The organism is Deltaproteobacteria bacterium RIFCSPHIGHO2_02_FULL_44_16 (assembly GCA_001798185.1).
Lineage (GTDB): Bacteria > UBA10199 > UBA10199 > 2-02-FULL-44-16 > 2-02-FULL-44-16 > 2-02-FULL-44-16.
This window is the reverse complement of sequence record MGRM01000011.1, coordinates 45,232-57,499: the sequence shown is the minus strand read 5'-3', so window position 1 is coordinate 57,499 and position 12,268 is coordinate 45,232. Positions and strand designations below refer to the sequence as shown.

The window sequence follows — 12,268 nt, the reverse complement described above, 5'->3', positions numbered from 1 at the left end:
ATCTCAAAAAGGATGGAGGAAGCGCCGCAATGAGTCCCGTTCGTATTCAACCGACAGAGCAACAACAAAACTCGGAGTTTGCACAACTTTTTGAAGAGAGCATGAAGCAAGTCTCTCTCAAAGAGGGAGAAATCGTCAAAGGAAAGATTGTTGGCACCACTCGTGATTTTGTCATGGTGGACATCGGCTTTAAATCCGAAGGACAAGTTCCGATTCATGAATTTACGAGTATTCGTGGAGAAATAACCGCTCCCATTGGCGAAATCATAGAAGTTTTTATTGAAGCTGTTGAAGATGATCAGGGGAACCTAGCACTTTCTAAAGAACGTGCCGTTGGGATGCGCACGTGGGATCTTCTGGAGAAAATCGAAGCAGAAAACGGCGATATTCAAGGAACTGTGGTCGCGAAAGTAAAGGGTGGGCTTTCCGTTGATATTGGTGTCCGCGCTTTTCTTCCCGGTTCACAAATTGATCTTCGTCCGATGAAAAATTTGGATCAATATCTTGGTCAGAAATATCTCTTTAAAATCATTAAGCTCAATAAACGTCGTGGCAACGTGGTTCTTTCGCGTAAAGCCATTCTCGAAAAAGAACGTGCCGCGCTGAAACAATCGACCCTTGAAAATCTTTCTGAGGGACAAATTTTTAATGGTATTGTGAAAAACGTCACGGATTACGGTCTGTTTATCGATCTTGGCGGCATTGATGGCTTGCTTCATATTACCGATATGTCGTGGGGAAGAATTAATCACCCTTCAGACGTGTATAAAGTCGGAGATGAAATTCGTGTTGTTATCTTGAAGTTTGATCGCGAAGGTCAGAAAGTATCGCTCGGTTTAAAACAACTTCAACCAGATCCTTGGCAGAATGTAGAAGAAAAATTTGTGGTCGGTTCCCGTGTTCATGGGAAAGTGGTCAGTCTTACCGATTACGGCGCTTTTGTTTCGCTTGATGACGGGGTTGAAGGGCTCATCCATATTTCTGAGATGAGTTGGAGTAAAAAAATAAAACATCCTTCCAAGATTTTGCATCCGAACGAAGAAGTAGATGCGGTTGTTTTGGATGTCGATACAGAAGCAAAACGCATTTCATTAGGTCTCAAACAAATTCTTCCCAATCCATGGCAAGAAATTGAAAAGAAATATAGCATTGGTAATAAAGTAAAAGGAACCGTTCGCAATATTGCTGATTTCGGAATTTTTGTGGATGTGGGCGAAGAGATTGATGGTCTTATCCATATTTCCGATCTGACCTGGGTGCAAAATTTTGCTCATCCTTCCGAAGTTTTCAAAAAAGGAGACGAAGTGGAAGCAATTGTGATGCAAATTGATGCGGACAACGAACGTTTTTCGCTTGGGTTAAAGCAGCTTCTTGATGATCCATGGGATCATATTAACAGTCGATTTCATGAAGGGACAGATGCAGAAGGAAAAGTGGTAGCCGTGAATTCTGCGGGCGTTGTTGTTGAACTCCAAAAAGGAGTTGAAGGTCTCATTCCAAAAGCGGTAGATTCGAAACTCAATGTTGGTGATCAAATAAAAGTACAAGTTGAAAAAACGGTTCAGCAAGATCGCCAATTTTATTTGACGATTCCTGGTAAAAAGAGTGGTGCTCATACCAATGATGATACAGTTCCCGAGGGAGCTGTGAACGAGTAGTCCGCAAGGGGGAGACGTGAAGCGAAAAAGTTTATGGCTTGTTCTCTTTTTCGTTGTTCTTTTTGTAGGCGCTGCTTTTCTTTTTGGTCTGTGTGCCTCTTTCTTTTCAAATTTCTCCGATGAACCCAACAATGTTTTTTCTCGTGGCAATGTGGCGCTGGTGTTGATCGAAGGAGAAATCCTCGATTCCCAAGATGTGATCGATGCGTTGCAGGAAGCGAGAAAAGAAAATCATATTAAGGGAGTTCTTTTAAGACTCAATTCTCCCGGCGGCGCTGTGGCGCCCTCTCAAGAAATTTTGCATGAAGTGGAGCGTGTTGCTGCTAAAAAACCGGTCGTGGCTTCAATGGGTTCGCTTGCAGCATCAGGGGCTTATTACATTGCCGTGGGAGCGACAAAAATCGTGGCGAATCCAGGTACCGTGACGGGATCTATCGGGGTGCGGATGGATCATGTCGAATTTGGCGGACTTCTCAAGTGGGCTCGCATCGGTCATGAAACGCTTAAAAGTGGAAAGTATAAAGATTTAGCGCCGCTTGATCGACCAATGACCGAAGAAGAGAGAAAAATTTTGCAGGATGTGCTCGCCGATATTCATGCGCAATTTAAAGAGGATGTCGCAACACGTCGCAAACTGGATAAGCGAAAAGTAGATGAACTTGCAGATGGAAGAATTTTTACAGGCCGACAAGCTCTGGAACTTGGGCTGGTGGATGAACTGGGAAGTTTTTCCGACGCTCTTATTCTTGTGGGAAAACTTGCTGGCATTGAAGGAGAACCGAAGCTCGTAACATTTGAAAAATCAAAGTTGAAATTCTTGGAACGTTTTTTTGAATCCGTTGATCTTCTGACCAAAGCTTTTCACAGTGAGGAGTCGTCCAAACCAGTGCTTCGATATTAATCTGCCCGAAGGAGGATGTGATGAACAAAAGTGACTTGATCGAATTATTAGTGCAGAAGCTCCCCAATCTTTCGAGCCGTGATGTAGAAGTGATTGTCTCTACCATTTTCGATTCTATGACAGAACAGTTGAAAAAGGGTGGACGCATTGAAATTCGTGGGTTTGGAAGCTTTGAAGTTCGAACTCGCAAACCTCGAACAGGACGTAACCCTAAAACAGGTGCAACCGTTGATGTTGGAACTCGTCGTGTTCCTTTTTTCAAAGTGGGCAAGGAACTTCGCGAACGGGTGAATAATGGCAAATAATCTCTGGGCCCCTTGGCGTATGCAATTTATTGAAGATACGCGAGGGAAAGAAAAAGAAGAGGGATGTGTTTTTTGTCATCTTCTTCAGGAACCTGGGAATGATCGTGACAAATTAATTTTGTGGCGTGGACAACGAACCTTGGTTGTCATGAATAAATATCCTTATACGAATGGTCATCTTTTGGTCATGCCGTTGCGGCATGTGGGTGAACTTCATCTCTTGACGCGCGATGAACAAGCGGACATGGTTCATGCCATGGGTGAGGCGATTCAAATTCTTCGCGAAACTTTAAAAACTGAAGGCATCAATTGTGGGCTCAATCTTGGGAAACCTGCAGGCGCTGGGGTTTTGGGTCATGTCCATATACATATTGTTCCACGATGGGTGGGGGATACCAATTTTTTACCGATTATAAGTGATACGCGCACGCTTCCAGAATATTTACAGACGACGTATGATCGTTTAGTGGCGAATTTTCAAAAATTAACTCTTTAGTAAGCATGATTGTCATTCTGAGCTGAGCTGCGAATCTCAAGTGATCACACGAGATCCTTCACGGAGTTTAGCCTGAGCATCGTCGAAGGGTTCAGGATGACTCAAACTGATGGAGGAGGTTATGAAACGGTTTATTTTTGCACTTCTCATGGCAGGACTTCTTTTTGTTCTCCTCAATCTTATTTATAGTAATCTTGACGATGCGACGTTTGGTTATGCGGTTTCGTTTAAATTTTCGGTCCCCACGCTTTTCGCCTATCGTTCTGCTCCCATACCTCTCGGATTTGTGTTGCTCATCGCTTTTTGCGCTGGGATGGTTGCGCTTCCTCTTCTTGAAGCCTTGCCGTCACTTTATAAAACACTGGAACTGCGATCTAAGAACAAAAAAATTCGCCAACTCGAAAAAGAACTCTCTGTTGTCCGCAAAATTTCTGAGCAAGATCAGCAAGTCCCAAAGGTATAGTGAATTAACTTTTCATGAGTACGATGTCATTCCTGCGAAGGCAGGAATCCAGATGTTTATCTGCCTTCTGGATCCCCGCCTACGCGAGGATGACAATATTCTATTTGAAAGTTAAAGGACTATATAAGAAACTTTTGAGAAAATCCTCGACAGTTTGGTTTAACCACGTACTCCTTTAGGTGACCTTCTGATTTTTTTGAGTTCAGTCGTGGGTTTATCTGATGCTGGCGAAGTTTTTTGACGCGCTTTGGTGAGATGTTGCAATTCTTTGGCTTTGGCTTCTGTTTTCGTTATTGCTTGCGCTGAAAATTTTGATTTCTCTCGCTCTGTTTTAATCTCGGCGAATTTTTTTCCGACTTCTTGGGCTTTGGATGAAGGATCGATCCGCTCGCTGACAAGATGATCAAAAAGAAGTTCCAGATTTCGAAGAGGGGAGGGATGCTGCTCGAGAAGAATTTTAATACGCTGTTTTGCTTGTTGATTAATACGAATCAGTCCATCTGGAGTTCGAAAATCCTTTTTTGTTTTCTCTAGAAATTGATCCAGTTGACGCGGAGTAAAATCGCATGAAGGTGTGATACCGAGAATAAAAAGTTCAGTTAAACCTTCATCGGTATATTTCCCCTCGTTGATTTTCATCGCATCAAAAGGGATCTTGATCTCTCCTTTGTAGCGATACTGATCCAACGAGAGAAAATCGGCTTTTGAAAGAAGATAGGTTCCATCAGCTTGAATATAGGTGTCGAAAGCCTGAACCCAGATTTCAGGAGAGACCCGCAGCGTATCGACAAAGCCCATGTTCCAGAGAACGTCGAGATCCTGAAACGAATAGCGAAGATGTTTCCCATCTTCGGTCTTCTCCATGGTGTCCCACAGATAGGACATGATATCGAAATCGCCGAGATTCAGTGTCATAGGTAGTTTTTTATATACTGTTAAAATTGTTATCGCAAACCAAAAGGTGCCTGACATCTTTTTGGCACGATGTGAGTGCAAAAAAGTGTCTGGCACTTCTTTTGGTTTGCATAGATCACCAAAAGAAGTGTCAGGCAGTTTCTTGCATTAACGTCATGCCAGAAATCTGCCAGACACCTTTTGGCTCTGAAAATACACAGTCAGTTGATGAGTTTATCGAGGTCTGCCGTAGTTGTAATGTTCACGTAAGAGGCCGGCGTAGTAGCGCTTTAACTTTCCAACATCGAGTGTGCTTGTGGTTTCAATTGCATCGAGTGTTTTGCTTGAAGCTTTTTCTGCTTCATAATCGCCCTTAATTTTTTGGAGTTTCTCAATTTCAGGATGTGAGCTTTTTTGAATCGCAGCAATGTCTTTCGCTAATTTAACCTGAGAATCCATATCAGCAAATTTGAGATTCTTATCCTCTTCAGCAGTTTTGATTTGGTAGTCAATATTATCGAATTGCATTTGGAGCTGATGTCCTGTTGCAATCATACTCCCAATTGCCGAAACGATTTGACCTGCTGCAGCAACGCCTGATGTAAGGCCTTGCAAGTCTTCATTCATGATGAGCGTATCAATTGATCCAACAGTTGTGTCGCCAGAGGCAAACATGGTTTTCTCCTTTATCCGTAAAATTGATCTTCGCGCATATCGAATGGTTTTGCTGAAGCCACGATACGTGTTCGTTCGATGCGTCCATTTTCCTGAATACGCGCAAGTGTTGCGTGTGTGTCGCGTGTAATTTCAGCTATTTTTTCTTCATGGCGAAGTTGATTCTGATGCATATCTTTTGAGACGAGCGTCATTTGATATTTTGTATCCATCTCTTTTTCGGCTACGGCTCGATAATCAGATGAGATAGCAATTTGAGCATCATAACCTTTGGTGACGTTTTCCATATATTTGTTGGTTAATTGCCATGAAGCTCCCGCATCGAGAATCGCGCCTAAACCTGCGAGAATGCCGACGCTTCCCTGCCAGAAGGCTTGCGTTTCACCAAGTTTAAGACCATCTTTACTATCAAGTTTTGAAGTAAATTTTGTGTTAGACCAAGAGCCCTGAAGATATTGGTTCCATGAAGTGGGCGGTTGATATCGCCATGGTCCCGGTGTTTGTACAGTAGGTATAGATCCGCCGGAGGGATCGCCACCGGATGGTCCATTGGGTCCAGATTGAACTGGAGCTTGATTTGTATTCATAAATATTTTCTCCTTAAGATGGTACTTTCACCCCGTAATAATAATCTTGACGAAGATCAGGTCCGCCACGTGACACCCGTTCAACCCGAAGCGCTTTTTCTTTTGTCGCGACTTGTTGTGTTTCAATTTTTGCGAGCATGCCTTCCGTGCCCGTATTCATCTTTGTGACAATTTCTTGGTGTTCACGATTTTTTTGATGAACGGCATTCGTTCTCAAACGAAGGTTATCTTGTTTTGTTTGGAGATTTTTATTTTCTTCTTCAGCTTTTATAGTGGCGTTTACTTGATGAACCGCGCTCGCACCACTGATGATCGCTCCAACTCCTGCAATGATAAGTCCTAGAATTTGTACAAAACCGAGAAGTCCGATAATTCCAATCATATATTCTCCTTTAATACTCGTCTCTCACGGTTATTATCGGAATCGCGGGCACTGTAAGTTGCGCTGAGGGAAGAATTTAATGATTTACTTGCTATCTGCTTGATATTACATATATTTCCGATGTCATTCTGAGCGTCGCGAAGAATCCCGGGATCCTTCGATTCACTCAGGATGACAAACATTTTAGGATGCTTGATGACAGAAGACCTTTTTCAAAAAGCCCTTTCAGGCAACGCTCGAGCTTTGGGTCAGCTCATATCATTTATAGAACATGGTGGAGAGGGAGCTGATGCTCTTTTCGAAAAAATCGAAGCAGCAAGGAAAGGGGCGCGCATCATTGGCATCACTGGACCTCCAGGCGCTGGAAAATCAACGCTGACCGATCGCTTGATCGAACACCTTCGTGTAGAAAAATTGCGTGTTGGGATTGTAGCGATCGATCCCACGAGTCCTTTTTCTGGGGGCGCTGTTTTAGGCGATCGAGTTCGGATGATGAAGCATGCGCAAGATGCCGATGTTTTCATTCGTTCTCTGGGAACGCGCGGTGCAACGGGTGGTATTTCCCAAGCAACGCATGCGGTCATTGCGTGTCTTGATGCCGCTGGATTTGAATGGATTTTTTTAGAAACAGTCGGTGTCGGGCAAAATGAAATCGACGTGGTGAAGATGGTCGATACTGTTGTGGTCGTTGTTGTCCCCGAAGCAGGAGATGGCGTTCAAATGATGAAGGCAGGTTTATCAGAAATCGCGGACATTTTTGTCGTGAATAAAGCGGATCGAGAAGGAGCATCGCAGACTGCAGCGGCTTTAAAAGCTGAGCGGAATGTTCCCATTTTCTTGACCTCATCCACAAAAAATGAAGGGATCGAGAAATTAATTGAAGGGCTGAAAAAATACCAATGATGTCATTGCGAGGAGTCCCCCACGAATCTTGGGGGACGACGAAGCAATCTCCTGCAGATATAGTCGTTTTTAGTGTTCACAGGAGATCGCCACGCCCTTCGGGCTCGCGATGACAAACTCGAGAAAATTATGAGATCAGAGCAAACACCGATGATGGAACAGTATTTGCGTATCAAAGCTGATTATCCTGACACGATTTTATTTTATCGACTCGGCGATTTTTACGAAATGTTTTTTGACGACGCTATTGAAGCAGCGAAGCTGCTTGAGATTACGCTCACGACCAGAAACAAAAACGATCCTGAACCGGTCCCTTTGTGTGGAGTTCCGTATCATGCGGCAGAACCGTATATCGCAAAACTCATTCAATCGGGAAAGAAAGTAGCGATTTGTGAGCAAGTAGAAGATCCCGAAATTGCAAAAGGAATCGTGAAACGAGAAGTGGTGCGCATCATTACTCCTGGTGTGGTGCTGGATGGTGATCGACTGGATGCGAAGAGCGATAATTATCTTGCCGCAGTGGTGAAAACTGATGATCAGTTCGGTGTTGCCTTTGTCGATATTTCTACCGGACATTTTGTTGCGGGTGAATGTCATTCACTGGAAGCGCTCAAAGAGGAACTTCTTCGATATGAGCCGCGTGAAATTTTAGTATCTCAATATCTTGCTCCCTTACTCTCCTCTTTTCCGCTGACGATTCGCAACAAAGAAGATTTCGCGCCAGAACATTTTGTAGGAGCGTGTGGCACACGCCCGGGTGAGCCCCGCTCTCCCCTCCATGTTCAGTCATTCTCTTCAAGAGCGTTAGCCGCTGCCGCAGGAGCTCTCTCCTATCTGAAAGAGACACAGCGTCGTGAGATCGATCATCTCTTCTCTCTTGAAGAACTTGGTGCGCACAAGACCATGCGTCTTGATGAATCGACAAAACGTAATCTTGAGCTTCTCGAAACACTTCGCGAACGTGAACGCGAGGGGAGTCTTTTAGGTCTTCTCGATCACACTAAAACCGCGATGGGCGCGAGACTCCTGCGGAGTTGGATCCTTTCACCTCTTCTTGAATCTGAAGAGATGAACGCGCGACTCTTTGCTGTTTCTCATTTTGTCAGTGCATCCTTAGATCGAGAGCGCCTTCGTACGTTGCTTCAAAATGTTTATGATCTGGAACGACTCATGAGTAAAATTGCGATGCGCACGGCAAATGCTCGAGATCTTGTCGCTCTTGCGAGCTCGCTCAAAGTTCTTCCAGAGATAAAAAAATTTCTTTCTTCCTGTTCGGGAATGCTTTTTGAGATTCATCACGATCTTGAAGAGTTTGAAGATATTGTTCCACTGATTGAGAATACCCTTGTGGAGCATCCTCCCTTTTTGCTTCGTGAAGGAGCAATGATTAAGTCAGGTATCTCTGCTGAACTCGATGAACTTCGACAGATTGCGCACAGTGGAAAAGATGTGATTGCGCGTATGGAAACGCAGGAAAAAGAACGCACCGGTATTTCTTCGCTCAAAATTAAATATAATAAAATTTTTGGATATTTTATTGAAGTGACGCACGTTCATCGAGAAAAAATTCCGGCAGATTATATTCGAAAACAGACGCTCGTCAGTAGTGAGCGTTATATTACGCCCATGCTCAAAGAGTATGAAGAGAAGGTGCTTGGCAGTGAAGAAAAGGGCTGCGCCCTTGAATATGGTCTTTTTCTCGAGCTTCGTGAGTCGATCGCAAAGGAAACTCCTCGCATTTTCAAAACCGCTCGTGCTTTGGCAATCCTCGATGTGCTTCTCTCCTTTGCATACACAGCTGTAGATCATCGTTATATTTGTCCTGAAATTTCTGATGACGAAAAACTTTTTATCGAAGAGGGGAGACATCCGATTGTGGAATTGCTTCGTCACAAAGAACGGTTCATTCCGAATGATCTTCATCTTGGCAATGACGCCGGTCGACTTCTCATGATCACAGGGCCAAACATGGCAGGAAAATCGACGATCATGAGACAGACGGCACTCATTGTTCTCATGGCGCAGATCGGTTCTTTTGTCCCTGCGAAGCGAGCTGAGATCGGTATTGTCGATCGTATCTTTACGCGCGTTGGCGCTTCGGATGCCCTTTCGCTCGGTCAGTCAACCTTTATGGTTGAGATGGCGGAGACAGCAGTTATTTTAAAAGAAGCGACTTCTCGCAGTCTCATTCTTATTGACGAAATCGGAAGGGGGACGTCGACGTTTGATGGCTTGGCAATCGCTTGGGCTGTGGCGGAGGAGCTGCACGATCACATTCGATCACGGACTCTTTTTGCAACGCACTATCATGAGCTTATTGAGCTGGCGCGCACGAAGCCGTTTATTCGGAATTTTCATGTGGCGGTCAAAGACATTGGCGGAGAAATTCTTTTTTTACGCAAGCTCATTCCAGGCGGGATCTCTCACAGTTATGGACTTCATGTGGCAAAACTTGCTGGATTCCCGGAGAGTGTTCTGACGAGAGCGCGTGGCGTGTTGACACAACTTGAAACGGGACAATTCACTCGCGCGGAGTGAATCCGACGCTCGTTAAAGTCAGGGGGGAGATCTTGCTCTCCCCCTGACAACCCCCATCGGGTTTGCACACTTGATCCTTCTCGATTCTTGTGTACAATACCCAACTTATGCGGGGATCGGTTTCCATTCTTTTCACTTTATTCTTTTTTTCTTCTGTTGTGGCTTTTGCAAACCCTTCAAAGGCCTATGACGGTGCAAGTCTTTGCTATCAAAATACGAAAGCAAATCCTTCTTTTAAGAGTGATCCAAAAGCGTGGAAAGCGTGCATTCAGCGTTTTGAAGCGGTGCATGAAAAACATAAAGGAACAGCAGAGGGAACAAAGGCTCTCTATAGTAGCGCGCGTCTTCGTCGTGAATTGTATCTGATGACGCGAGACACAACTGAAATTAATGCTGCGATTCAGACCTATAATCGTGTCATTAAAGAATATCCGACCTCTTCTTTTGCAGATGATGCTCTTTATCAAATTGCTCTTCTTCGTCACGATCCTCTCAAAGAAGATGATCGCGCCGTGAAAGCGGTAGAAGCTCTTTTGCAGAAATATCCCACCAGTGATTTAACCCCAAAAGCGAAAACATTTTTAGCAGCACTGCACACCCAAGTTCCCGTAACAACTCCTTTGGCAACACCTTCAGTGATAACACCGCCAGTAGCTTCGACAGCCAAACCGACAAAATTTCAAGAATCAAATGTGGGGCCTACAGCAACGTCCGGTGTTGAAACGAAAAGAGATCCACTGCGAGAACCAAAGGCTGCTCGATTTGGAAGTAAGCAAGCGATGCTCATGGATTTAAAAAAAGAACTTTCCTCAGATCAAGCAGTGATTGTTTTTGCTTTTGATCAACCGGTGGCTTTTACGCTTGATTATGAACCGTATGGAAAACGTACGAAATCACCTGCGCAATTGACGCTTCATGTCGCCAACACGAAGAAAACAGCGCAGCTCTCTGATCGATTTGCGTTTGATTCTCCTTTTGTCCGTACGTTAAAAATGAAAAAACATCTTCTTCAAGGTGGGATGAGTTTTACCTTTGTTTTGGGAACTGGTGCTAAACATGATGTGCAAGTTCATGGGAATGAACTTTCCGTCTCCTTTTTAGGTAGCTCAACGAAAGCCTCTTCACAAAAACGAATGGTTCAACCTCTATCTCCCCAGAAACAGCGCCAGCTGCGTATTGTCATTGATCCTGGCCATGGAGGCGATGATAGCGGAGCTCTCGGCCCGCGTGGGGCCAAAGAAAAAGAGGTCGTGTTGCTCATTGCGAAAAAACTTGCGCGTGAGTTGCAACAAACACTTCGTGCAGAAGTTTTTTTAACAAGGGATTCAGATCGAACTCTTTCTCTTGAAGAGAGAAATCATCTTGCAGAAAAGAAAAATGCTGATCTTTTTCTCTCGATTCATGCCAATGCATCCACAAGCGATAAAGTTTCAGGATTTCAAACCTACTATTTAAATAATGCAACGGATGAAGCTGCAAAACGTCTGGCCACACGCGAAAATGCTTCAGGAGGAAAGCCCCTGCCAGAAGTGGAGCGCGTGCTTTTAACCATGCTTCAAAATGATACGACTGAAGAGTCACGCGATCTCGCCGAGACCATTCAACGAGCTACGGTAGGACGACTGGGACAACAATATCCGGGGCTTAAAGATCTTCGTGTGCATGGAGCGCTTTTTTATGTTTTGGTTGGCGCCAAATGTCCAAGTGTGTTGATTGAGACTTCCTTTATTTCAAATCCACTGGAAGAAAGAAGACTTCGGAACCCGACGTATCAAGATCATATGGCAAAGGGAATTACGGCGGGCGTTCAGAAATATCTTAAGACGCAGCAACTTCACGCAAAGACACTCTAATGATTTTGTATCTTTTTTTAGCGTTTTTATTTTTTCTTCTCGTTCTTTTACTCGTGAATTATTTTCAAGATCGTCGTTATCTTAAAAAGAAGGTCTCTGAAACGATGAGGGGAGAGATTCGCAAGGAACTCGACGAGGAATTGGAAACGCTCAAAAGGCGACAAGAGAAATTTCGAAAAACTCTTGAGCAGGTTCAGAAACGTAATTGACTCTCTTGGAGTACATTGGTAGAAAAATTTTTCTCATGGCTCGAATCCGAATTTGTAAAGAAGACGATTGTAAAAATGCAGCAACGACAAGTGGCTATTGTCGTCTCCACTATTTGAAAAACTGGAAAACGATTCGAGAAGAGAAACAGACAAAAGCGGCAGATCGCCTCAATAAATATGTGGAAGGTATTTGTAAACGAAACCCCGATGGGTATGTTGAAGAAATTCGGAAGGGGATCCAACACGGAGATTTTGACGAGTTTGAAGATGCATTCACGTCCAATAATCCCCTTCGCTCTTTTTCCGAAGTTGAATATGAAGAAGAGGTGAAAGGTCTGTTGAAAGAATTGCGTATAGAGAAGGAATTTAAGCCCTAAGCCCAGCTTGACGTGCCATGCCTTCTT

Annotated in this window: 15 protein-coding genes; 10 read left to right on the top strand and 5 right to left on the bottom strand. The window is 44.1% G+C overall.

From position 1 onward, the window contains the following. Positions 1–29 precede the first annotated feature (29 nt). The 5 genes from A3C46_07325 to A3C46_07305 all read left to right on the top strand — a co-directional run bounded on the left by A3C46_07325 (position 30) and on the right by A3C46_07305 (position 3,823). Positions 30–1,658, top strand: coding sequence for a 30S ribosomal protein S1 (locus A3C46_07325; protein OGQ22588.1), 1,629 nt, complete (start codon positions 30–32; stop codon positions 1,656–1,658). A 16-nt stretch (positions 1,659–1,674) separates the two neighbouring features. Next, a complete protein-coding gene (locus A3C46_07320) occupies positions 1,675–2,559 on the top strand; it encodes a hypothetical protein (protein OGQ22587.1) in 885 nt (294 codons plus the stop codon). Between the two features lie 20 nt (positions 2,560–2,579). Beyond that, positions 2,580–2,864: an integration host factor subunit beta gene (locus tag A3C46_07315; GenBank protein ID OGQ22586.1), complete on the top strand. Its 285-nt coding sequence runs from the start codon at positions 2,580–2,582 to the stop codon at positions 2,862–2,864. Then, entirely contained in the window at positions 2,854–3,360 is a 507-nt protein-coding gene (locus A3C46_07310; protein ID OGQ22585.1) for a hypothetical protein, read from the top strand. Before A3C46_07315 ends, A3C46_07310 begins: the two co-directional genes overlap by 11 nt. A 121-nt stretch (positions 3,361–3,481) precedes the next feature. Continuing rightward, entirely contained in the window at positions 3,482–3,823 is a 342-nt protein-coding gene (locus A3C46_07305) for a hypothetical protein (GenBank protein OGQ22584.1), read from the top strand. A gap of 159 nt (positions 3,824–3,982) precedes the next feature. Here the strand turns inward: A3C46_07305 and A3C46_07300 are convergent, their stop codons facing one another. From A3C46_07300 to A3C46_07280, 5 genes are all read right to left on the bottom strand, one after another. Then, complete coding sequence (locus tag A3C46_07300) at positions 3,983–4,738, bottom strand: hypothetical protein (GenBank protein OGQ22583.1); 756 nt, start codon at positions 4,736–4,738, stop codon at positions 3,983–3,985. Positions 4,739–4,951: 213 nt separating this feature from the next. After that, a complete protein-coding gene (locus A3C46_07295; GenBank protein ID OGQ22582.1) occupies positions 4,952–5,392 on the bottom strand; it encodes a hypothetical protein in 441 nt (146 codons plus the stop codon). A gap of 11 nt (positions 5,393–5,403) precedes the next feature. Then, the gene (locus tag A3C46_07290) at positions 5,404–5,979 is read right to left on the bottom strand and encodes a hypothetical protein (GenBank protein ID OGQ22581.1); all 576 of its coding nucleotides are present in this window, start codon (positions 5,977–5,979) and stop codon (positions 5,404–5,406) included. A 13-nt stretch (positions 5,980–5,992) separates the two neighbouring features. Further along, on the bottom strand, positions 5,993–6,361 hold the full coding sequence (locus A3C46_07285; GenBank protein OGQ22580.1) for a hypothetical protein: 369 nt from the start codon (positions 6,359–6,361) through the stop codon (positions 5,993–5,995). Continuing rightward, positions 6,358–6,543 (bottom strand): hypothetical protein, encoded by a 186-nt coding sequence (locus A3C46_07280; protein OGQ22579.1) that lies wholly within the window; start codon positions 6,541–6,543, stop codon positions 6,358–6,360. The genes A3C46_07285 and A3C46_07280 overlap by 4 nt, the downstream gene beginning before the upstream one ends. On the opposite strand from A3C46_07280, the gene A3C46_07275 reads away from it, so the two are divergent. The 5 genes from A3C46_07275 (at position 6,533) to A3C46_07255 (ending at position 12,241) form a co-directional block, all read left to right on the top strand. Continuing rightward, positions 6,533–7,264, top strand: coding sequence for a hypothetical protein (locus A3C46_07275; protein ID OGQ22578.1), 732 nt, complete (start codon positions 6,533–6,535; stop codon positions 7,262–7,264). The two genes, A3C46_07280 and A3C46_07275, sit on opposite strands and share 11 nt — an antisense overlap. Before the next feature lie 72 nt (positions 7,265–7,336). Beyond that, positions 7,337–9,802 (top strand): DNA mismatch repair protein MutS, encoded by a 2,466-nt coding sequence (locus A3C46_07270; protein OGQ22577.1) that lies wholly within the window; start codon positions 7,337–7,339, stop codon positions 9,800–9,802. 107 nt (positions 9,803–9,909) lie between these two features. Beyond that, positions 9,910–11,655, top strand: a complete 1,746-nt coding sequence (locus tag A3C46_07265; protein ID OGQ22576.1) for a hypothetical protein — start codon at positions 9,910–9,912, stop codon at positions 11,653–11,655. Next, the gene (locus A3C46_07260; protein OGQ22575.1) at positions 11,655–11,864 is read left to right on the top strand and encodes a hypothetical protein; all 210 of its coding nucleotides are present in this window, start codon (positions 11,655–11,657) and stop codon (positions 11,862–11,864) included. The genes A3C46_07265 and A3C46_07260 overlap by 1 nt, the downstream gene beginning before the upstream one ends. After that, complete coding sequence (locus A3C46_07255; GenBank protein OGQ22574.1) at positions 11,861–12,241, top strand: hypothetical protein; 381 nt, start codon at positions 11,861–11,863, stop codon at positions 12,239–12,241. Before A3C46_07260 ends, A3C46_07255 begins: the two co-directional genes overlap by 4 nt. Positions 12,242–12,268 lie beyond the last annotated feature (27 nt).

Bases quoted from the DNA above. Each gene is read 5' to 3' on its own strand.
- A3C46_07285 (OGQ22580.1), bottom strand. From the start codon at position 6,361: ATGATTGGAATTATCGGACTTCTCGGTTTTGTACAAATTCTAGGACTT.
- A3C46_07305 (OGQ22584.1), top strand. From the start codon at position 3,482: ATGAAACGGTTTATTTTTGCACTTCTCATGGCAGGACTTCTTTTTGTT.
- A3C46_07290 (OGQ22581.1), bottom strand. From the start codon at position 5,979: ATGAATACAAATCAAGCTCCAGTTCAATCTGGACCCAATGGACCATCC.
- A3C46_07275 (OGQ22578.1), top strand. From the start codon at position 6,533: ATGACAAACATTTTAGGATGCTTGATGACAGAAGACCTTTTTCAAAAA.
- A3C46_07260 (OGQ22575.1), top strand. From the start codon at position 11,655: ATGATTTTGTATCTTTTTTTAGCGTTTTTATTTTTTCTTCTCGTTCTT.
- A3C46_07280 (OGQ22579.1), bottom strand. From the start codon at position 6,543: ATGTTTGTCATCCTGAGTGAATCGAAGGATCCCGGGATTCTTCGCGAC.
- A3C46_07300 (OGQ22583.1), bottom strand. From the start codon at position 4,738: ATGACACTGAATCTCGGCGATTTCGATATCATGTCCTATCTGTGGGAC.
- A3C46_07265 (OGQ22576.1), top strand. From the start codon at position 9,910: ATGCGGGGATCGGTTTCCATTCTTTTCACTTTATTCTTTTTTTCTTCT.
- A3C46_07325 (OGQ22588.1), top strand. From the start codon at position 30: ATGAGTCCCGTTCGTATTCAACCGACAGAGCAACAACAAAACTCGGAG.
- A3C46_07315 (OGQ22586.1), top strand. From the start codon at position 2,580: ATGAACAAAAGTGACTTGATCGAATTATTAGTGCAGAAGCTCCCCAAT.
- A3C46_07310 (OGQ22585.1), top strand. From the start codon at position 2,854: ATGGCAAATAATCTCTGGGCCCCTTGGCGTATGCAATTTATTGAAGAT.
- A3C46_07295 (OGQ22582.1), bottom strand. From the start codon at position 5,392: ATGTTTGCCTCTGGCGACACAACTGTTGGATCAATTGATACGCTCATC.